This is a genomic window from Nonomuraea sp. NPDC049625 (assembly GCF_040675285.1).
In the GTDB taxonomy this organism is placed as follows: Bacteria; Actinomycetota; Actinomycetes; order Streptosporangiales; family Streptosporangiaceae; genus Nonomuraea; species Nonomuraea angiospora_A.
In genome coordinates, this window is the sequence record NZ_JBFAOQ010000022.1 from 74,624 (window position 1) to 93,357 (window position 18,734).

19 protein-coding genes are annotated in these 18,734 nt (G+C 70.6%); 10 read left to right on the forward strand and 9 right to left on the reverse strand.

All coding sequences use genetic code 11. The annotated features are described in order from the left end of the window. Nucleotides 1-9 precede the first annotated feature (9 nt). From AB0J87_RS55320 to AB0J87_RS55340, 5 genes are read left to right on the forward strand one after another with little or no spacing between them, the layout of a single operon-like run. Entirely contained in the window at nucleotides 10-1,293 is a 1,284-nt protein-coding gene (locus AB0J87_RS55320) for an extracellular solute-binding protein (protein WP_363982209.1), read from the forward strand. Next, entirely contained in the window at nucleotides 1,290-2,159 is an 870-nt protein-coding gene (locus tag AB0J87_RS55325) for a sugar ABC transporter permease (RefSeq protein WP_363982212.1), read from the forward strand. The genes AB0J87_RS55320 and AB0J87_RS55325 overlap by 4 nt, the downstream gene beginning before the upstream one ends. Then, nucleotides 2,156-2,965 carry a carbohydrate ABC transporter permease gene (locus tag AB0J87_RS55330; protein ID WP_350740941.1) on the forward strand — a complete coding sequence of 270 codons (810 nt, stop codon included), beginning with the start codon at nucleotides 2,156-2,158 and terminating at the stop codon, nucleotides 2,963-2,965. Before AB0J87_RS55325 ends, AB0J87_RS55330 begins: the two co-directional genes overlap by 4 nt. After that, nucleotides 2,962-4,089, forward strand: a complete 1,128-nt coding sequence (locus AB0J87_RS55335; RefSeq protein WP_363982216.1) for an ABC transporter ATP-binding protein — start codon at nucleotides 2,962-2,964, stop codon at nucleotides 4,087-4,089. The genes AB0J87_RS55330 and AB0J87_RS55335 overlap by 4 nt, the downstream gene beginning before the upstream one ends. After that, nucleotides 4,086-4,901, forward strand: a complete 816-nt coding sequence (locus AB0J87_RS55340) for a FadR/GntR family transcriptional regulator (protein WP_363982219.1) — start codon at nucleotides 4,086-4,088, stop codon at nucleotides 4,899-4,901. The genes AB0J87_RS55335 and AB0J87_RS55340 overlap by 4 nt, the downstream gene beginning before the upstream one ends. On the opposite strand, the gene AB0J87_RS55345 is transcribed toward AB0J87_RS55340, so the two are convergent. The 4 genes from AB0J87_RS55345 to AB0J87_RS55360 form a co-directional block, all read right to left on the reverse strand. Continuing rightward, nucleotides 4,873-5,733 (reverse strand): glycerophosphodiester phosphodiesterase family protein, encoded by an 861-nt coding sequence (locus AB0J87_RS55345; protein ID WP_363982222.1) that lies wholly within the window; start codon nucleotides 5,731-5,733, stop codon nucleotides 4,873-4,875. The two genes, AB0J87_RS55340 and AB0J87_RS55345, sit on opposite strands and share 29 nt — an antisense overlap. Nucleotides 5,734-5,908: 175 nt before the next feature. Beyond that, a complete protein-coding gene (locus tag AB0J87_RS55350) occupies nucleotides 5,909-6,754 on the reverse strand; it encodes a hypothetical protein (RefSeq protein ID WP_363982225.1) in 846 nt (281 codons plus the stop codon). A gap of 1 nt (nucleotide 6,755) precedes the next feature. Further along, complete coding sequence (locus AB0J87_RS55355; protein ID WP_363982228.1) at nucleotides 6,756-7,256, reverse strand: SigE family RNA polymerase sigma factor; 501 nt, start codon at nucleotides 7,254-7,256, stop codon at nucleotides 6,756-6,758. 68 nt (nucleotides 7,257-7,324) lie between these two features. After that, complete coding sequence (locus AB0J87_RS55360) at nucleotides 7,325-8,098, reverse strand: FadR/GntR family transcriptional regulator (RefSeq protein ID WP_363982231.1); 774 nt, start codon at nucleotides 8,096-8,098, stop codon at nucleotides 7,325-7,327. 124 nt (nucleotides 8,099-8,222) lie between these two features. Between AB0J87_RS55360 and AB0J87_RS55365 the strand changes: the two genes are divergently transcribed. Genes AB0J87_RS55365 through AB0J87_RS55380 form a run of 4 tightly spaced genes read left to right on the forward strand, consistent with a single transcriptional unit; the run spans nucleotide 8,223 to nucleotide 13,231 of the window. Beyond that, on the forward strand, nucleotides 8,223-9,572 hold the full coding sequence (locus AB0J87_RS55365; RefSeq protein WP_363982234.1) for an extracellular solute-binding protein: 1,350 nt from the start codon (nucleotides 8,223-8,225) through the stop codon (nucleotides 9,570-9,572). Continuing rightward, the gene (locus AB0J87_RS55370; protein WP_363982237.1) at nucleotides 9,569-10,441 is read left to right on the forward strand and encodes a sugar ABC transporter permease; all 873 of its coding nucleotides are present in this window, start codon (nucleotides 9,569-9,571) and stop codon (nucleotides 10,439-10,441) included. The genes AB0J87_RS55365 and AB0J87_RS55370 overlap by 4 nt, the downstream gene beginning before the upstream one ends. Beyond that, nucleotides 10,428-11,309, forward strand: a complete 882-nt coding sequence (locus AB0J87_RS55375) for a carbohydrate ABC transporter permease (protein ID WP_363982240.1) — start codon at nucleotides 10,428-10,430, stop codon at nucleotides 11,307-11,309. Before AB0J87_RS55370 ends, AB0J87_RS55375 begins: the two co-directional genes overlap by 14 nt. 20 nt (nucleotides 11,310-11,329) lie before the next feature. After that, nucleotides 11,330-13,231 (forward strand): hypothetical protein, encoded by a 1,902-nt coding sequence (locus tag AB0J87_RS55380; RefSeq protein WP_363982244.1) that lies wholly within the window; start codon nucleotides 11,330-11,332, stop codon nucleotides 13,229-13,231. A gap of 8 nt (nucleotides 13,232-13,239) precedes the next feature. Here the strand turns inward: AB0J87_RS55380 and AB0J87_RS55385 are convergent, their stop codons facing one another. After that, nucleotides 13,240-14,427 (reverse strand): SGNH/GDSL hydrolase family protein, encoded by a 1,188-nt coding sequence (locus AB0J87_RS55385; protein ID WP_363982247.1) that lies wholly within the window; start codon nucleotides 14,425-14,427, stop codon nucleotides 13,240-13,242. A 148-nt stretch (nucleotides 14,428-14,575) separates the two neighbouring features. Here AB0J87_RS55385 and AB0J87_RS55390 point away from each other — a divergent pair, with 148 nt between their 5' ends. Further along, nucleotides 14,576-15,499 carry a TIGR03619 family F420-dependent LLM class oxidoreductase gene (locus AB0J87_RS55390; protein ID WP_363982250.1) on the forward strand — a complete coding sequence of 308 codons (924 nt, stop codon included), beginning with the start codon at nucleotides 14,576-14,578 and terminating at the stop codon, nucleotides 15,497-15,499. A 10-nt stretch (nucleotides 15,500-15,509) separates the two neighbouring features. On the opposite strand, the gene AB0J87_RS55395 is transcribed toward AB0J87_RS55390, so the two are convergent. The 4 genes from AB0J87_RS55395 to AB0J87_RS55410 all read right to left on the reverse strand — a co-directional run bounded on the left by AB0J87_RS55395 (nucleotide 15,510) and on the right by AB0J87_RS55410 (nucleotide 18,462). After that, on the reverse strand, nucleotides 15,510-15,881 hold the full coding sequence (locus tag AB0J87_RS55395; RefSeq protein ID WP_363982253.1) for a helix-turn-helix domain-containing protein: 372 nt from the start codon (nucleotides 15,879-15,881) through the stop codon (nucleotides 15,510-15,512). Between the two features lie 98 nt (nucleotides 15,882-15,979). Continuing rightward, nucleotides 15,980-16,207, reverse strand: a complete 228-nt coding sequence (locus tag AB0J87_RS55400; protein ID WP_363982256.1) for a hypothetical protein — start codon at nucleotides 16,205-16,207, stop codon at nucleotides 15,980-15,982. Between the two features lie 349 nt (nucleotides 16,208-16,556). Continuing rightward, nucleotides 16,557-17,249 carry a helix-turn-helix domain-containing protein gene (locus tag AB0J87_RS55405; RefSeq protein WP_363982260.1) on the reverse strand — a complete coding sequence of 231 codons (693 nt, stop codon included), beginning with the start codon at nucleotides 17,247-17,249 and terminating at the stop codon, nucleotides 16,557-16,559. 7 nt (nucleotides 17,250-17,256) lie between these two features. Continuing rightward, nucleotides 17,257-18,462: a cytochrome P450 gene (locus tag AB0J87_RS55410; protein WP_363982263.1), complete on the reverse strand. Its 1,206-nt coding sequence runs from the start codon at nucleotides 18,460-18,462 to the stop codon at nucleotides 17,257-17,259. Nucleotides 18,463-18,734: the final 272 nt, after the last annotated feature.

Consider the following 18,734-nt stretch of genomic DNA (forward strand, 5'->3'; position numbering starts at 1 on the left):
ACCGGACACATGAGTGATATCCCCCGTCGAGACCTCCTACGCGGCGCCGCCCTGCTGAGCCTGGCGACCCCGCTGGCCGCCTGCGGGTCGAGCGGCGCCCCGGTCGGCTCCAAGGAGTCCGGGCCCCAGGGCACGGTCAACGTCTGGATGCACGAGGAGCAGGCGAACACCAAGTACTTCAACGCCAAGATCGCCGAGTATCAGCGCCAGTTCCCCAAGGTCACCGTCAAGCCGCTGTACATCCCCATCGCCAACCTCGACACCAAGCTCTCCACCGCGTTCACCACGGGCTCGCCACCGGACCTGATCAAGGTCGGCGCCTGGACCCTCGCCGAGCGGGCGTCCAAGGGGCAGGTCGCGCCGCTGCCGCCGGCGGAGTTCGGAGCCGGCTCCATCGACGAGCTCAAGACCAGGTTCGACACGAACGCCTTCGCCGCCCTCACCTACAAGGACCAGGTCTACGGCGTCCCGATCGACTTCAACTCGGTCCACCTCTGGTACCGCCGCGACCGCTTCGAGCAGGCCGGGCTCGACCCCGACAAGCCTCCGACGACCTGGGAGGAGGTCGAGGAGTTCAACGCCAAGCTCACCACGGGCTCCCAGGTCGGGCTCCAGTGGCAGCTCGCCGACAACATCTGGGCGATGCTGAACTTCATCCCGCTGATCAACGGCCTCGGCGGGAAGATCGTGGACGAGAGCACGGGACGCGGCGGGCTGAACACCCCAGCGGGCCTGCAGGCGCTCGAATACTACGGCCGCCAGGGCAACCCCAAGCTGAACGACCCGGTCGGCGCGTTCGGTCTGTTCGCCAAGGGCACGGCGGCCATGCTGGTGTCCGGCCGGTTCACCTCCAGCCTCATCCCGGCGCTCAATGCCAAGGCCGAGCTGGGCAAGACCTTCGACAGCACCGTCGTGCCGAACTGGGCGGGCAAGGAGAAGGTGGCCTCCGGCTACTCATGGGGGTGGATGGTCGCCAAAAAGGCGAAAAATCCGTATACGGCTTGGCATTTCGTTAACTGGCTGTCCACGTCCGAGCATGTCGACCAGCAGCTGGCCGCCACCGGCCTGGTCACCCCGGCGGCCGGCTGGCAGAAGCTGCCGAGCGCCCGCGACAAGGCCAGCCAGCAGTTGGAGGAGCAACTCCCGTACACCGACTTCGGCCCGGTCCTGCCCCAGTGGACCGAGACGATGAAGGCGCTGCTCGACGCGCTGGAGTCGGTGATCCACAAGCAGCGGTCCGCCCAGGAGGCCGCGGCCGCCTTCGACGCCGCGGTGGGGCGGATTCTCAAATGACCGCCGCACGGCGGGCCACCATGGCCGGGGTCGAGGCCCGCGCGGGCGCGGGCCTCGCCGCCCCGGCGATCGTGTACTTCGTCCTGTTCTGGGCGCTGCCCGCGCTCGCGGCCCTCTACCTGAGCTTCACCTCGTACGACCTGTCGGGCACCCCGCAGTGGGTGGGCCTGGACAACTACCGCGAGATGGCGACCAGCGCGGAGTTCTGGAGCAGCGTGTGGGTGACCGTGCTCTACACGGTCTTCGCGGTGGGCCCGACCATCGTGATCGCGCTGGTCGTGGCCGTGCCGCTGGCCAAGCCCGGCCGGCTGCGGGCCTGGCTGCGCGGGATGGTCTTCGTCCCCGCGGTGATGCCGCTGGTCGGCGCCACCGTGCTGTGGCAGGTCATCTACTCCACCGGCGGGCTCGCCGACACCCTCGTCGGCGCCCGCCCGTGGCTCACCGACTCCGGCTACGCCATCTGGGCGCTGCTCGTGATGGTCATCTGGAAGTACGTCGGCCTCTATGTGATCATCTTCGTGGCCGGGCTGCAGGCCCTGCCGGCCAACGTCTTCGAGGCCGCGGCCATCGACGGCGCCCGCACGCTGCGGACGTTCTTCCTGATCACCGTGCCGCTGCTGCGCCGCACCTTCACCTTCGTGATCGTGGTGGCCGTCACCGGGGCCATGCAGTCGTTCGTGCCGGCCTACCTGCTCACCAAGGGCGGGCCCGTCAACGCCACCCAGGTGCTGCCGCTCTACCTGTACAACAACGCGTTCTCCTTCTCCCGGTTCGGCTACGCGTCGGCGATCGCGATCGTGCTGCTCGTGGTGCTGCTGGTCTTCGCCTTCACCCAGTTCAAGCTGATCAGGAGTGACGAGGAATGAGAATCCGCCGCTCGCTCACCGTCGTGGCCCTCGTCGGCTTCGTGGCGCTGATGCTGCTGCCGCTCTACTCCATGGTCGTGCTCGCCTCGGCGCCCGACGACAGCGACCTGTCCGGGCTGCGCTTCCACGGGTTCGCGCTGTTCGACAACCTCGGCGAGATCATGACCGACGGCCGGTTCCCGCGCTACCTGCTGAACAGCCTCGTCATCGCCTCGGCGGTCTCCGTGCTGGACGTGGCGATCTCGGCGGCGGCCGGGTACGCGCTGGCCCGGCTGCGCTTCCCGGGCCGGGCCGCGCTGCTCAACCTGGTGATCATCGCGCTGTCGCTGACCCCGGCGGTCGTCATGATCCCGGTGTTCGTGGCGCTCAGCGAGATCGGCTGGCTCAACAGCTACCAGGGCCTGATCGCGCCGTTCGTGGCCAGCGCGCTCGGCGTCTTCCTGGTCCGGCAGTTCGCGCTGGGCATCCCCGCGCAGATGCTGCACGCCGCGCGGGTGGACGGCGCCGGCGAGCTGCGCATCTTCTTCCTCATCGCCGTCCCGCTGCTGCGCCCGGCCCTGCTCACGGTGCTGCTGCTGCAGTTCCTGGCCCAGTGGGACAACCTCATCTGGCCGCTGATCGCGGCCAGCGAGCAGGAGCTGTGGACGTTGCCGCTCGCGCTGTCGTCCTTCGAGGGGGAGCACGGGATCGTCTACCACCTGCAGACCGCGGCGGCGCTGCTGTCCATCCTGCCGCCGCTCGTCCTGTTCGCCCTGCTGCAGCGCTACTACGTCTCGGGCCTCACCCTCGGAGGAGTCAAGCGATGACCGACGGCATCCGCATCGAGCGGGTCACCAAGCGGTACGGCGGCCAGGTGCTGTTCGCCGACGTCGACCTGCATGTCCGCGACGGGGAGTTCCTGGTGATCGTCGGCCCGTCGGGGTGCGGGAAGTCCACGCTGATGCGCATCGTCGCCGGGATCGAGCCGGTCAGCGCCGGCCGGGTCACGGTCGGCGGCAAGGACGTCACCCACGCCCACCCAGGCGACCGCGGGATCGGCATGGTCTTCCAGGACTACGCTCTCTACCCGCATCTGAGCGTCGAGGGCAACCTGGCGTTCGGCCTGCGTGCCCATCACGTGCCGAAGGACGTCATCCGGCAGCGGATCGAGGACACCAGCCGCGTGCTCGGGCTCGCCGACCAGCTCAGGAAGAAGCCGGGCCAGCTCTCCGGCGGCCAGCGGCAGCGGGTCGCGCTGGGGCGCGCCATGATCCGGGAGCCGGCCGCGTACCTCATGGACGAGCCGCTGTCGAACCTGGACGCCGCGCTGCGCGTGCAGATGCGGGCCGAGCTGATCGAGTTCCACCGCCGCACCAAGGGGACCGTCCTGTACGTGACCCACGACCAGGTCGAGGCCATGACCATGGGCGACAGGGTCGCGGTGCTCAACGAGGGCGAGTTCGCGCAGATCGGCACCCCGACCGAGATCTACGAGCAGCCGGCCACCGTGTTCGTCGCCACGTTCCTCGGCAGCCCGCAGATGAACCTGATCGAGGCCACCGCGCGGGCGGGCGCGGACGGGGTGGAGCTGATCAGCGGCGACCTGCGCTGGCGGCTGCCCCGGTTGCCGGACGGACTGCCGGAGTCGGTGCGCGTCGGGTTCAGGCCCGAGTCCGTACGCGTACGGGCCGACGACGGGGCCGCCCTGCCCATCGAGGCGACGCTGTCGTACCGGGAGAACCTCGGCAACGAGAGCATCCTGCACCTGCGCGACGACACGGGCCGGGCGATCGTCGCCCGCGTGCCGCCCCGCACCGGGCCGCGCGACGGGGAACGCGCGACCTTTTATGTGCCGTTGACCGATCTTCACCTGTTCGGCCCGGATGGGCGGGCGTGCTGGCACGGAGCGCGGCTCGGCACCGGCGGCGAGCCGCTACCGTGGTCGGCATGACCGCTGAGCGCGGGAGGAAACCGTCACTCGAGAGTCCCGCCGAACCCAATATCGGGGGAAAGCCGCCGACCAGTCCGGGTGCGCTGATCGCCGTTCTCGAAGACCGGATCCTGACCGGACACTGGGCCCCCGGCGTGCGCCTGCCCTCCGAGCGGGACCTGGCGACCGAGTTCGCGGTCAGCCGCCCGGTCATCCGGGAGGTCCTCAAGGCCCTGCAGGAGCGCGGGCTGATCGAGGTCTCGCCGCAGCGGGGCAGCTTCGTCCGCCACTACACGGCCGAGAACCTGATGCGGCCGATGAACCTCGCGGCCCGCGCCGCCGGGGTGACCGCCCGCCAGCTCATGCGGGCGCGGGTGATGCTGGAGACCGAGGCGGCGAGCCTGGCCGCGGCCAACGCGAGCAAGCGCGACCGTACCGACCTGCTGCGGGTCCACCAGCTCTTCGCCCGGCCGGGCGACGTGCACGCCAGGGCGCGGGTCGATCTCGCCTTCCACGAGACCATCGCCAGGGCCTCGGGCAATCCGGTCATCCACATGATGTTCACCGCGATCCAGGACCTCACCTACGGGCTGATGCTGCGCAGCCTCAGCGACCGCGAGGTCCGGGAGGCCGGCGAGCCCCTGCACACCGTGATCCTAGAGGCCATCCTCGACCGCGACCCCGACGGGGCCCGCGAGGCGATGCGCCGCCACCTCGACCTCGCCGAGGACTTCTACGGGCCCGACATGGACACCGACCTCGCCGACGTCATCGAGCACCGGCTCGCGACGTCCGGCGACGACCTCATAGCCGACCTCCGCCAGCCCTCATGACCACGCGCATGGCCCGGCGCTTGACGGCGTCGATCTGGTCGGGCCGCCCGGTCATGATGCCGTCCACGCCGTACGACATGAGGCGGCGGATGACGGCCCGCCGGTCCGTCGTCCACGTGTAGACCCGCATGCCGTGCTCGTGGACCTGCCTGACGTAGGTCGCGGTGAGGCCGCTGTGCGGCACCGTGACCGCGGCGGCGAACCCGGCCAGGTCCTCCAGCCGGGAGGCGTCCGGCTTGCCCATCAACGAGACGGGGAGGTCGGGCATCATCTCGTGCAGGTTCCGCATCGACTCCCAGTTGTACGCCTGCACGGCCAGCCGCCTGCCCTTCCACAGGGATCGGTACTTCCTCAGCTCGGCGGCCACCCGTTCGTCGATGTCCGTGCTGGCCGGATCGTGCTTGATCTCCAGCAGCATCCCGACCCCGCTCCTGCTCATCTCCCGCAGTCCCTGTTCCAGGGTGGGCACCTTCTCGCCCTGGAACTGGGAGGAGAACCACGAGCCGGCGTCCAGGCGCTGGATCTCCGCGAGCGTGAAGTCGGCGACCCGCCACGGGGAGCGGCCGGGGAAGACCTGCTCGACGTTGGTGGTGCGGGCCAGCGTCTCGTCGTGCATCAGGATGAGCCGCTGGTCCTTCGTCTGCTGGACGTCGTACTCGCACATGGTGGCCCGCTTGGCCCGGGCCACTTCGCAGGCCACGATGGTGTTCTCGGGCGCGTACCCGGATCCGCCCCGATGCGCGATGTTGTCGACCTCCCACGGCGCGGCAGCGGCGGGCCTCGCCATGACGGCCAGTGCGGTGATGACGACGGCACCCAGCAGACGGTACATGAGCGATCCTCCGGCCCGGCCCTTCTTGTCCCCCGAACCCGACACGGACCTCTTATGTCGAGTTACGTCGAAAAGTGCCCACTAATGCCAGCAAAGAGCGGTTCGCTACGGCGTGTCGCGGACGTCCGCACGAACTTTTTGCCGACGACCGCCGGCGATCTCAGTAGCCGCTCCCCTAGCCCAGGGGGCCGAACTTCACGTCCGTCTGCCGCCCCAGCACCTGGTCCTGCGAGCCGTACGCGGTGACCGTGACCGGCGGGGAGTCCAGCAGCGTCATCGACCCGTCCTCGGGATCCCGCACCAGCTTCCCCGGCACCCGGGCGATGAAGAAGCCGCCCGCCAGCCGCGCGTCGGTGCGCCGCCCGTCCGCCCAGTCGATCTCCACCCGGCGCACGCCCGAGGTGACCCGGCCGACGACGACCCGGTACATGTCGTCGTGCTGGATCCGCTGCGGCCCCGTCGCGTACGAATGCGTGTGCGAGGTGTACGCGTCCACCTGGAGATCCCCTTGGAAGCCGGTCAGGTCCCCGGGCGGCTTGAACCCCCAGTACGTGAAGACCGCCCGCTCCGCCATGTCCTTCTGCGTGGTCGGGGTGCACAGGACGAAGCCGGCGAGGCTGCCGACCAGGGCGGTCATGCCCTTCTTGTCCCGGTACTCGGCCAGCACCCGGAAGTCCTCCACCGAGCCCTGCTCGGGGAGGCGCAGGTTGCCGTCCATGTTGTGGACGGGACCGCCGTTGGGCATGCACTCGCGTACGACCTGCAACTGCTCGGGAGTGTTCTCCGGCAGCCGGGCGACCTCGGCCGCGGTGTCCGGGCCGGAGTCGCCGGAGGGAAGCACGACGATCACCGCCGTGACCAGGGAGGCGGCCGCCGCGAGCCCGGCGAGCGACCACGTCGCGCGCCGGCGCCGCAGCGCGCCGGTCCGCGCCCGCCGGGCGTGCGCGAGTGCGTCGACGGGCCTGGCCTCGGCGGCCATCCGCCGGAACTCCGCGGCGATCCGCTGTTCGTCGATGGTCATCTCAGGCCTCCAGGGTGACGTTCTCGCCGACCAGCTCGCGCAGCCGGGCGACGGCTTGGTGGGTCTGGCTGCGCACGGTCCCCACCGAGCAGCGCATGATCTTGGCGACCTCGGACTCCGGAAGGTCCTCGTAGTAGCGCAGCACCAGGACGGCCCTCTTGCGCGGCGGCAGGGCGCCCAGCGCCTGATCCAGGCTGAGGCGGGTGTCGACCTCGCCGGTCCGGTCGCCCGTGGCCCGATCGGGCGGCGCCTCGACCACGCGTTCGCGGCCCCAGCGCGGACTTCGCCATCGCCCGACCTGTTCGTGGTACATGACGCGGCGCACGTATGCCTCCGGGTTGTCCCGGATCCGCCGCCAGTGTCCGGCGGTCTTCGCCAGGGCCGTCTGCAGCAGGTCCTCGGCCGCGTGCTGGTCGTTGGTCAGCACGTACGCGAGCCTGATCAGGCTGTCCGAGCGCGTGGCGACGAACTCGGTGAAATCTCGCTGCTGGTCGGGGTGCAAAAGGGCTCTCCTCTGGTCTCACCCGTCCAGATGGAGCCGGACCCGCGGATCTATGGCGTCAGGGCTTATTACGGGCGGCGGCGGTTCCAGGAATCGGTGATGTGCTTGCGCATCGCGGCCGCCGCCCCCTCCTGGTCGCCGGCCGCGATCGCGTCCTTGATGGCCTGGTGCTCGGCCAGCGTCTGGCGCATCACGGCCTCGTTGTACTCGCCGTGGTAGAGCATGCTCGTACGGGCCTTGTCGTGGATGCTGTTGACGATGGCCCGCCCCAGCCGGTTGCGTGACGCGGCCATGATCATGTCGTGGAAGCGCACGTCGGCGGCGGCGAAGTTGGGCGTGGAGGCGAGGTTGGCGCGCATGACGGCCAGCTCGGCCCCGATGCGCTCCTCGTCGTCGGGGGTGCGCGCCAGGGCGGCGGCCGCGGCCATCTCGGCCTCCAGCGCGGTGCGCACGGACACCAGCTCGTCCAGGAACGTCACGTTCTCGTCGTGCGCGATGACGGCGGTGAGCACGACGTCGTCGAGCAGGTTCCACTGCCGGGGGTCGGTGACCTGGGTGCCGCGGCCGTGCTCGATCCTGACCAGGCCCTTCTCCTGGATCACCTTGACCGACTCGCGGATCACGGTCCGGCTGACCCCGAACTCCTCGCAGAGGTCGGCCTCCGGCGGGAGCGCCGTGCCGGGCGGCAGCGCCCCGCGCACGATGTCGTCGACCAGCTGCTCGACCACGGTGGTGCCCAGCTTGGCCCCGCGGACCCGGCGCGGTGGCCGCTTGCCGGCCCGCTCGGGCGGCTGCGGATCCCGCGTCGAATCCCACGGCCCCGTAGTCGCGTGCTGAGTCAACGCATCCTCCCGTCCGCCTGAACGCCCTTCAGTGTAGGGCATTGTGAATACGTCACACGTATGATGTCATATCCCGAAACACGGCGTTTACGTACCTCAAGCCGCCTTGTCCGAAGGAAGCCCCATGAGACGACGCACCCACCTGGCGGTCACCGCGGCAGCGGCCCTGCTCGCCGTCGCGGCCTGCGCTCCCCCCAACGCCCCGACCCAGGCGAAGCCGACCGGCTCCGCCGGATCGCAGTACGGCTTCGCCCCCGCCGAGCAGAAGGCCGGCAAGCTCCTGGTGTGGGTGGACTCCACCCGGCTCGACGCCGCGAAGGCGTACCAGAAGGCACACCCCGACGTGCAGCTGGACATCGTCACCTACGACGGCAACGCCAACGGCTCCAACACGCTCAAGACCAAGGTGCAGCTGTTCGACCGGGCCGGCGAGGGCTGGCCGGACGTCGTGTTCACCACGGACAACAACACCGCGTCCTGGGCATCGCAGGGCGACAACGCGTTCGTCGCCCCGCTCAACAAGGGCCTGCTCGACGACGCCACGCTGAGCGGCTTCGCCAAGGGCGCGCTCGACGTGTGCACCGTGGACGGCACGGTCTACTGCCTGCGCAACGACCTGGCCCAGGTGGTGCTCTGGTACAACAAGAAGCTGCTCGACAAGTTCGGCTACACCTTGCCCACCACCTGGGAGGAGTACCAGGCGCTGGGCGAGAAGGTGGCCGCCGAGCACCCCGGCTACATCATCGGCACGGCCGGTGACGCGTGGGCACCGGAGATCTACATGTGGGGCGGCGAGTGCCCGGCCAACCAGGTCACCGGGCCCAAGGCCATCACCGTCAAGGCGACCGACCCCAAGTGCGTGCGCACCGCGAAGATGATGGACAAGCTCGTCGCGAACAAGACCATGTCGATGCTGTCCCTGTTCGGCCCCGAGTTCGCCAAGAGCCAGGGCGACAAGGTGCTCATGCTGCCCGGCCCGGCGTGGTACGGCGGCGCGGTCTTCCAGGGCACGCTCAAGACCCCGAAGGGCGAGCTGGCCGTGGGTGACGCCCTGCGCTGGTCCGACCAGAGCACTCCGGTGACCGGCAACGTCGGCGGCGGCACCTGGTGGCTGTCGCGGCACAGCGCGCGCCTCGACGCGGCCAAGGACTTCATCGGCTGGGTCGCGACGGCCGACGCGTACCAGGTCGAGCTCTCCCCCGGCTATCCCGCGTACGCGCCCGCCGCGACCAAGTGGATCAAGAAGCAGCAGGACAGCGGCTACTACGCCGGCGACCTCGCCGGCCCGATCTCGGCCGCGGCCGGGCAGGTGTGGCCCGGCTGGGGCTCCCCCGAGTTCAGCCAGGAGGCGGTCTGGGCCAAGACCGTCATCCCCGGGCAGACCGCGGGCAAGACGGTCGAGTCGCTGCTGCCGGAGTGGCAGACGGCCATCGAGCAGCAGGCCCAGGTCTTCGGCTACCAGGTCACCAAGTGACCGGATCGAGACTGCGGCTCTCCGCCGGGCACGTCTTCGTCTCCGGGTACGTGGTGCTGCTGGTCGCGTTCGGCATCGTGCCCACGGTGTACGCGCTCAATCTGGCCTTCACCGATGCCCGCGGCGTCTTCACCGGTTTCACCAACTTCGTCAGGACCGCGCAGGACTTCCGGTTCCTGGCCGCCGTCGAGCACGTGGCGACCTACCTCGTGCTCTGGCTGGTCACCCTGACCGTGCTGGTCCTGCTGCTCGCGCTGCTGGTCCACCGGCTCACCGCGGGCTGGTCGCGGGCCGCGCTGCGGTTCGTCTACTACGTCCCCGGCGCGCTGGCGGGCGCGTCGAGCGTGCTGCTCTGGCTGTTCATGCTGGACCCGTCCGTGAGCCCGGTGGACGACCTCGTCCGCGCGCTCTGGGGCGAGACCTTCGTGCAGGTGATCTCGCCGGGTCACCTGCCGTGGATCTTCACCCTGATCGCGTTCTGGACCGGCGCGGGCGGCTGGATCGTGGTCATGTACGGCGCGCTGAACACGATCCCCCACCAGCTCATGGAGGCCGCCCGGGTGGACGGCGCCGGGCCGGTGAAGATCGCGCTGCGGGTGCAGCTGCCGATGCTGCGCAAGTGGATCGTCTACATGCTGATCCTGTCCCTGGCGGCGGGCACGCAGCTCTTCGTCGAGCCGCAGCTCATCTCCCAGGCCAGCTTCGGCGTGGTGGGCAACGACTACTCGATCAACCAGCTCGCGTACCTGTACGCCTTCAACCAGAACGACTTCAACGGCTCCGCGGCGATCGCCGTCGACCTGCTCATCGTGGCGCTGTGCTGCGCCGGGCTGTTCGTCGCGCGGGGAGGTCTCTTTGACACGGACTGACCCCGCGCGGGCTGTCGCGAAAGTGCTCGTCACCGCGTTCCTGCTGGTATTCGCGGTGTTCTTCGTCCTCCCCATGCTGTGGCTGGTGCTCGCCTCGACCAAGAGCCCGGCCGACCTGATCCACGGGAACCCGCTGTCGCCGGGCTCGCTCGGCTCGCTCGTCACCAACTGGCAGCACCTCATGTCCTTCCAGGACGGCGCCGTGCTGACCTGGATGGGCAACTCCGTCACGTACGCGGCGTTCTCCGTGGCGCTGACCCTGCTGGTCAGCATCCCCGCCGGCTACGCGATGGCGCTCATGAGCTTCACCGGCCGGCGGCTGCTGCTGATCGTCACGCTGGTCGTGATGCTGATGCCGGGGACCGCGCTGGTGCTGCCGATCTTCCTGGAGCTCAGCTACGTCGGCCTGGTCAACCAGGCGGCCTCGGTCGTGCTGCCGATGTCGTTCTTCCCGTTCGGCGTCTACCTGACGTACATCTACTTCTCCACCAGCGTCCCCGGCGAGCTGCTCGACGCGGCGCGGCTGGACGGGTGCGGGGAGAGCGCGACGTTCCTGCGGGTGGCGCTGCCGCTGGCCAAGCCGGTGGTCGCGCTGGTCGCGTTCTTCAGCTTCGTGACGAACTGGAACAACTTCTTCCTGCCGTACGTGATGCTGCCGGACAGCGACAACTACCCCATGCAGGTCGGGCTCACGCAGATGCTGGCCGCGACCCCCACGTTCAACCCCGTCGTCGGCGCCAACGCCGAGGTGCAGCCGCCCGAGCTCGTCCTGGCGACCCTGCTGTCCATCGCTCCCGTGCTGCTGGTGTTCCTCTTCTCCCAGCGCTTCCTGGTCGCCGGGCTGACCGCCGGCGCGACCAAGGGATGACCGCCTCTCCTAGGAGTTACATGACCGTCGTGAAAGCCAGCGTCCCCGTCCTCGACCCCCCGGCGTGGGCGCTGGCCCAGCGTGCCCTGCTCGACCTGCTGGACAGCGGGTGGCGGCTGTTCTCCGACCGCTACACCAGGCCGGACGGCTCGCTGCGGTACTCCGGCCGGCTGTCCTCCCGCGACGGCGCGGACGACTTCTTCGAGCCGTTCTTCAACTGGCCGCAGCTCTACCTGCTGGGCGGCGCGGACGACCTGCTCGACGGCAGCGCCCGGCACTGGCACGGCGTCGTCGGGCAGATGACCGAGCTGGGCATGTTCGCCGACGAGTTCGAGATCGGCTACGACTGGTTCCACCAGGGCGAGAGCCTGCTGTTCACGTACTTCCTGACCGCCGCCGACCCGGCGGCCTGGGCCGGGCGGGCGACCAGGTTCGCCGACCTCTACCTCGACCCGGCCAAGGGCAACTACGACCCGGCGCACCGCATCATCAAGGCCCCGCACAACGGCAGCCGGGGCGCGCGGGACGGGGTGTCCGAATCGCCCTCGTACCCGTGGACTCCGGCGGAAGCCGCGCAGTACGGCTACCCGCTGGACTGGCTCGTCCCCGACGGCGAGCCCGTGCCGCCGCTCGCCGACGACCCCCGCCTGGGCGCCGAGATGCAGCGCCGCCTCGGCCGGGGCGACGCGGTCGGCAACCTCAGCGTGGCCGGCCTGGTCTGCAACGCCTACCTCGTCTCGGGAGACGAGCGGTACGCCGCCTGGCTGCGCGAGTACGTCGGAGCCTGGCGGCGCCGGGCCGAGGAGAACGGCGGCGTCGTCCCCGACAACGTCGGCCTCGACGGCGTGGTCGGCAGCCTGCTCGACGGGCGCTGGTACGGCGGCCACTACGGCTGGACCTGGCCGCACGGCATGTACAGCATCGGCCAGGCGACGGCCGTCGGCGCCCTCAGCGCCGCCCTGGCCACCCGCGACGACGGCTACCTGGACCTCATCAGGTCGCTGCTGGACGCGGTCATCGCCAGGGGCGTGAAGCTGCCGTTCAGCCAGAGCGACTCGGCCAACCAGGGCCGCTGGCGCGCCCACCTCGGCTCCGACGTGGACGTGCCGACGCTGCTGGTCCCCTACCGGCACAGCGACAAGGGCTGGTTCGACTACAACCCGGTCCAGACCTCGGTGCCGCTCGCGCTCTGGCACCACACCGGCGCCCCGGAGGACCGCGCCCGCCTGGACGCGCTGCGCGCCGCGACCGGCTACGACTGGGCCACGGTGCGGCCGTTCCGCGACAAGGAGGAGGCCGGGCACGAAGAGCCCTGGTACGCGTACCTGTGCGGCGACAACCCCGGCTATCCCGAGCGGATCCTCGCCGCCGCGCACGCCCAGGCCCGCCGCCGCATCGCCCTGCTGCTCGACAACGCCGACCGCGACCTGCCCGAGTCGGACATCCACCTCTGGCAGAACGTCAACCCCGTGGTGACCGAGGCCCTCACGCAGCTCATGTGGGGCGGGCCGCAGGTCATCTACAACGGGGGCCTGCAGCAGGCCAGGGTGCGCTACTTCGACGCCGTACGCCGCCGTCCCGGCGTGCCCGAGCAGGTGGCGGCGCTGGTCAGCTCGATCGAGCCCGAGGCCACGGTGGTCACGCTCGTCAACCTCTCCGCCACCGCCGACCGGGTGCTGGTCGTGCAGGCGGGGGCGTTCGGGGAGCACGAGATCGCCGGCGTCACGGCCACGGCCGCCGAGCCGGGCTGGACCGGCCACGACACCGAGTACGTCCACCACGAGCCGGTGCGGTCGGTCACCGAGACCCCGGTGAACGGCCCGCACCTGACGGTGGAGCTGCCCGCCGGCACCACCGTCACCCTCACCCTGCGCCTGCGCCTGCACGCCTACCAGCCGTCCTACCGGCAACCCTGGGACTGACGCCCGCGCTACCGGTGCAGCAACCGCGCGGGCACCGCGTCCGCGAGCGCCTTGTAGCCCGTCGGGTTCAGGTGCAGATGGTCGCCCACGTCGAAGATCGCGAGCATCCGCCGGGGATCGGCCGGGTCCCGCAGCGCCCGGTCGAAGTCGATCACCGCGTCGAACGCGCCACTCGTGCGGATCCAGTCGTTGACCGTCTGCCGGGCCGCCTCGCGGTAGCCCTGGGCGTCGTCGTAGAAACTGCCGCCGAAGGGCGTGATCGTGGCCCCGTACACCCGGATGTCCTGCGCGTGAGCGCGCGCGACGATCTGGTCGTAGGCGGCGATCAGCTCGTCGGCGATCCTCTTCTGGGCCTCCTGGGTGGCGTCCGCGGTGCCGATGTCGTTGACGCCCTCGAAGAGGATCAGCCACTTCACGCCGCTCTGCGCGAGCACGTCGCGGTCGAGGCGGGCCAGGACGTTGGGGCCCAGCCCGTCGTTGAGCACGCGGTTGCCGCCCGCCGCCTGGTTGGCGAAGGCGGCGCCCGCGGTGCGGCGGTCGGCCTGCAGGCGGTCGAAGAGCTGGTCGGGCCAGCGGTCGTTCTGGTTGGTGGTGGAGCCCCTGCCGTCGGTCAGCGAGTCGCCGACCAGGGCCAGCGTCGCCGTGGCGGGCTTGGCCCAGACCTCGAGGCCGCTCAGGAAGTACCAGTGGTCGACGGGGGTGGCGCCGGTGAGGTCCGCCGCGTCGGCCTGGTTGCCCCTGGCGAGGTAGGAGGTGGTCCGGGAGCCGGGGTGCGAGGTGACGGCGGTGGAGGCCTGGCCATCGGCCAGGTAGAGGGTCACGGTCAGTACGGTGCCCGCGGCCAGCGTGAGATCGAGCGGGTCGGACACGACCTGCGCCCCGACCGGAACGACCGCCGAGGGCCGGCCGAAGAACGTCACCGGGCGGACGCTCTCCGGCCGGATCGCGCTCATCCCGGCCTTCCCGCCGCCCGGGAGCGCCACGGTGACGCGGGTGACGGGCAGCGGCGCGCCGCCGAACGCGTTGGACAGGCGCAGCCGGAACCGCTGCCCGCCGACCGACACCCGCAGGGTCTGCCGTACGGTGCTGTCGGCCAGGACCAGGTTCTCCTGCGTGTACGGCGCGGGCGGCAGGTTGCCCGGCTCGGTGAGCTGCGGCATCGCCGTCCACGTGGTGACCCAGTGCCCATCGGGCATAGATCCGGCCTCCAGAAAGTTTCGGTCAAGCTTCGAACATTTCGGAGGGAAAGTATGACACGCCGCCCTCGCGCATGAAAGCGCTACAACTCCCGCAGCTCACTCACCACTACCTAGCAAACTACAAAAAATAGAGTACGCTTCGGGCATGGAACTAGGTATCGCCCTGCCCACGTCGGGCCCGCTGGCCGGCCCGGAGAACATCGGCCGCGTCGCACGCGAGGCCGAACGGCTCGGGTACGACTCGGTGTGGACCTACGAGAGGCTGCTGCGGCCCGTCGCGCCCGTCTCGATGGGCGGCGGGGAGCCGCAGCCCGTGCCCGAGGTCTACCGGCAGACCTACGAGCCGCTGGAGACGCTGAGCTACGTGGCCGCACTCACCTCACGCGTCAAGCTCGGCACCAGCATCATCGACGCCCTGCTCCACCCGGCCGCCGTCCTGGCCAAGCGCTTCGCCACCCTCGACCAGTTCAGCGGCGGGCGGGTCGTCGCGGGGCTGGGCCAGGGGTGGATGCCGCAGGAGTTCGAGGCGGCCGGGGTGCCGATGAGCCGGATCGGGCCCGGCATGGACGAGGTCGTCGCCGCCATGCGGGCCTGCTGGGGGCCGGACCCCGTCTCGTACGACGGGAAGTTCACCCGGATCGCCGAGTCGGAGATCAACCCCAAGCCGGTGCAGGCGCGGGTGCCGATCCTGCTGGGCGCGATGACGCCGGGCGGGGTGCGGCGGGCGGCCCGCATCGCCGACGGGCTCAATCCGGTGGCCGTCTCGCGTGACGCGCTGCTCGGCCTCGGCAAGGCCTTCCGGGCGGCGGTCGAGGAGTCCGGCCGCGACCCGGAGTCGGTCACCGTGGTCGCCAGGGCCAACGTGCCGATCAGCACCGAGCCGATGGGTGACGACCGGCCGTTCCTGGGCGGCTCGCCGCGCCAGATCGCCGACGACCTGGCCGGGCTCGAAGGCACCGGCGTGGACCACGTCCTGTTCGCCACGTCCGGCCGCAGCCCCGAGAGCGAGCCGGGCATCGACGAGACGCTCTCCCTCTACGCCGAGCTCATCGACCTCGCCCGGCGGTGAAGCCCGCCGGTCAGGGGGCGCACTGCTCGTGGATGTTGTTGCGGGCGGCCCAGGCGTGCAGCTCCTGGAAGGCGCCGCGCAGGTCCTCGCCGATGGGGGTGAGCCGGTAGAGGACCGCCGTGGCGGGGCCGTCGGCCAGCTGGCGCTCGACGAGGCTCGCCGCCATCAGCTCCCGCAGGCGATCCGACAGGATGCCGTCAGTGATCCCGGAGATCGACTTGGCCAGCTCGCCGAAGCGCGCGGGCCGCTGCATCAGCGCGACGAGGATCATGCCGTTCCAGCGCTTGCCGAGCACCTTGAACACGTCGACGAACTGCACGTCGCACGAGATGCCATGCGGGCTCCCGTCCGTCACGACGGTCTCGGAGAGGTGTTCAGCCATGGTGACCAGCCTACCTTCCGGTACCACCCGGAACCGGGCGTGCTATTGATTCCATAGCACACTAGCTCATTACGAGCTCAGCCCCGTGACCTGCCCTCTCACGCGCCGCCGCCGCCGAACAGCACCCAGCCGAACACGTACATGACCGACCCGAGCACGGCCAGCGCCGCCCACAGCAGCGCGGACATCAGGCCCCTGAGGTACGGGTTGCCGCGCGGCGCCGTCCGGCCGTCGGCGATCTCGGCCCAGCGGGGTTCGAGCAGCACGCTCATCCGCTCGGCGCGCGCGTTCCCGTCCGTGGTGAGGATGAAAGTCTCGCCTGGCATCTGCGGCCCCTCCCGGGAGAAGTCGGATGAGCACCCCGCCGCCCGGCGAGGGTCCGGATGCCCTGCTGGGCGTCCACGGGGCAACGTTAGGCAGACGCACTTGTCGCGGACTTCGCGACTTCTTGGACGCGCGCCGAGCCGCGCCCAACCCGCGGCCAAGTCACGGACAAGCGCGCCGCCCAGCCTTGCCCGGTGGCCGGCCCTGGACGGCGGTCACCCCCGGACGGCGGTCAGCTCTTACCGGCTGGTCAGCGCCGGACGGAGGTCGGCCTTGGACGGGGTCAGCGCTGGACGGCGGCCAGCGCAGGTCGGCCGTCAGCGCAGGTCGGCCGTCAGCGCAGGTCGGCGGTCAGCGTGGGTCGGATCGCAGAGCGCCGAGGAGGCCGCAGACCGCCGTGACGAGGTCGTCGCCCAGCCGCCGCCAGGCCGTCGCGGCGGACGCGGCGGTGGCGTGACCGGTGGCCAGATCTCGTCCCGATGCGGTGGTGTCGCCTGCGGCCAGGTCGCGTTCCAGTTCGGCGCACATGTGCACGATGAGCACGCGGGTCATGGCCTCCCGCCGTGCGGCCCGGCCGGGATCGGGCTCGCCCGGCTCCCGCGTGGCGTCGTACAGGCGGCGCAGGGACGGCCGCTCCAGGTGGACGCTGACGGCGTACTCGCGCAGCGCGGGCTCGACGACGACCTGGGCGAGGAAGCGGCCGTACCAGGAGGGGACGCCCAGGTCGACGTGGCGTTCGATGTGGGGCAGGACCACGCAGCGGATCCGGTCGCGCGGCGACATCTCACCGGGATCGCCGAGCCGGCTCATCATCGCCAGCCGGTGCACCTCCATGGCCTCGGCGTGCTCGGCCAGGATGGCCTTGACGAGTTCGTCACGGGAGGTGAAGTGATACTGCACCGCGGACTTGTTGCGCTGCCCGGCGGCTTCGCCGATCTGCCGGATCGACACCCCGGCGAAGCCTTCGGTGGCGTACAGGCGTTCCGCCGCACGCATGATCGCGCTCCTGGCGGTCACCGCGCGCGCGGACGCCTGAACGGTCATCGCGAGCTCACCATGTGACCCACACGTCCTGGAGCCCGCCCGACAGCAGCCCGGTGCGCAGCTTCAGCTCGTCGGCGCTGTCGCGCAGGCGCAGGGTGGGCAGCCTGCGGGCGAGCGTGCCGAGCACGACCTGCAGCTCCAGCCTGGCCAGCGGCTGCCCGAGGCAGTAGTGCGGGCCCGCGCCGAACGTCAGGTGCTGGTTGGCGTTGTCCCTGCGCGGGTCGAACGCGTCCGGATCGGCGAACTTGCGCGGGTCCCGGTTCGCCGCGGGCCGGCACGGGATGACGGTGCTGCCCACGCGCACCGCGGTGCCGGCGAACTCGGAGTCCTGGGTGGCGACCCTGGGGAAGCCGACCACGCTCAGCGTGCTGTCCAGCCGCAGCACCTCCTCGACGGTGCCGGGGATCAGCTCCGGGTCGTCGACGACCGCCTGGTAGCGCTCCGGCTCAGCGAGCAGCATCGCGGCCATGATGGCGATCATGTTGGACGTGGTCTCGTGCCCGGCCAGCAGCAGCGCCATCACGGTGGTGATCAGCTCTTCGTGGCTGAGCCGGCCGTCCTCGCTGTCGGAGATCTGGGTCAGCTCGCTGAGCAGGTCGTCGCCGGGGTCCGCCCGCTTCTCCTCGACGAGGGCGGAGGTGTACGCGCCGAACTCCTCGTACGTCTTCAGCACCTCCTCCTGCGTGTAGCGCGTCAGCGTCAGCATGACCTGGGACCAGTGCGCGAACTTGTCCTGGTCCTCGCTGGGGGCGCCGACGAGGGCGCAGATGACCCGCACCGGCAGCGGCAGGCCCAGCTGGACCGACAGGTTGGCGGGCGAGCCGGACTTGAGCAGGTCGTCGATGAGCTCGTCGGTCATCTGCTGCACCCGGGGGCGCCAGGACTCCATCTTGCGGATGGTGAAGGACTTGCTGAGCAGCCGCCGCCACCGCAGGTGGTCCTCGCCCTCCCGCATGCGGGTGGTGCTGCTGCGGGAGAAGATCCCGCCGTCGTCCGTCGTGGACACCCGCGCCGCGCCCTCGCCTCCGCGCTGGAAGCTGGTGTCGGTGAGCAGCGCGCGGACGTCGTCGTAGCGGGTCAGCAGCGTGGCGGCGTCGCCGCTGGGCAGCCGCACGTGGGCCACGGGGCAGCGGTCCTGCAGCTCGGCCCACTCCTTCGGCGGCTCCAGTGCCGTCGTGCGCGGGAAGGGGTAATCGGGCATGGTTTCGGTCATGACGCCCCCATTGTCGTTGACGAGTCGCCCTCAACCCTAAGGCGACTGCCTTAATAAGGGAAGCACCTTAAACGCCCGTCCCACCGCACGGGGTTGCCGTCCTTCCGGGGGGAGATGAGGGGCCACCGCACGGAGTTGCCGTCCCTCGGGAGGCGGGGGCCGCCACACCGGGTTGGCGTCCCTCGGGGGCTCGCCGCACGAGGTTGGCGCCCCTCGAAAGGAGAGGACCCCGTACGGCGTTGCCGTCCTCCGGGGGGCGGAGGCAGCCCGCC

What these genes read in the sequence shown, in the direction of transcription:
- AB0J87_RS55410 (WP_363982263.1), bottom strand. Translation starts at nt 18,462, where the DNA reads ATGACCGAAACCATGCCCGATTACCCCTTCCCGCGCACGACGGCACTG.
- AB0J87_RS55380 (WP_363982244.1), top strand. Translation starts at nt 11,330, where the DNA reads ATGACCGTCGTGAAAGCCAGCGTCCCCGTCCTCGACCCCCCGGCGTGG.
- AB0J87_RS55365 (WP_363982234.1), top strand. Translation starts at nt 8,223, where the DNA reads ATGAGACGACGCACCCACCTGGCGGTCACCGCGGCAGCGGCCCTGCTC.
- AB0J87_RS55345 (WP_363982222.1), bottom strand. Translation starts at nt 5,733, where the DNA reads ATGTACCGTCTGCTGGGTGCCGTCGTCATCACCGCACTGGCCGTCATG.
- AB0J87_RS55340 (WP_363982219.1), top strand. Translation starts at nt 4,086, where the DNA reads ATGACCGCTGAGCGCGGGAGGAAACCGTCACTCGAGAGTCCCGCCGAA.
- AB0J87_RS55350 (WP_363982225.1), bottom strand. Translation starts at nt 6,754, where the DNA reads ATGACCATCGACGAACAGCGGATCGCCGCGGAGTTCCGGCGGATGGCC.
- AB0J87_RS55335 (WP_363982216.1), top strand. Translation starts at nt 2,962, where the DNA reads ATGACCGACGGCATCCGCATCGAGCGGGTCACCAAGCGGTACGGCGGC.
- AB0J87_RS55400 (WP_363982256.1), bottom strand. Translation starts at nt 16,207, where the DNA reads ATGCCAGGCGAGACTTTCATCCTCACCACGGACGGGAACGCGCGCGCC.
- AB0J87_RS55405 (WP_363982260.1), bottom strand. Translation starts at nt 17,249, where the DNA reads ATGACCGTTCAGGCGTCCGCGCGCGCGGTGACCGCCAGGAGCGCGATC.
- AB0J87_RS55320 (WP_363982209.1), top strand. Translation starts at nt 10, where the DNA reads ATGAGTGATATCCCCCGTCGAGACCTCCTACGCGGCGCCGCCCTGCTG.
- AB0J87_RS55390 (WP_363982250.1), top strand. Translation starts at nt 14,576, where the DNA reads ATGGAACTAGGTATCGCCCTGCCCACGTCGGGCCCGCTGGCCGGCCCG.
- AB0J87_RS55395 (WP_363982253.1), bottom strand. Translation starts at nt 15,881, where the DNA reads ATGGCTGAACACCTCTCCGAGACCGTCGTGACGGACGGGAGCCCGCAT.
- AB0J87_RS55385 (WP_363982247.1), bottom strand. Translation starts at nt 14,427, where the DNA reads ATGCCCGATGGGCACTGGGTCACCACGTGGACGGCGATGCCGCAGCTC.
- AB0J87_RS55330 (WP_350740941.1), top strand. Translation starts at nt 2,156, where the DNA reads ATGAGAATCCGCCGCTCGCTCACCGTCGTGGCCCTCGTCGGCTTCGTG.
- AB0J87_RS55325 (WP_363982212.1), top strand. Translation starts at nt 1,290, where the DNA reads ATGACCGCCGCACGGCGGGCCACCATGGCCGGGGTCGAGGCCCGCGCG.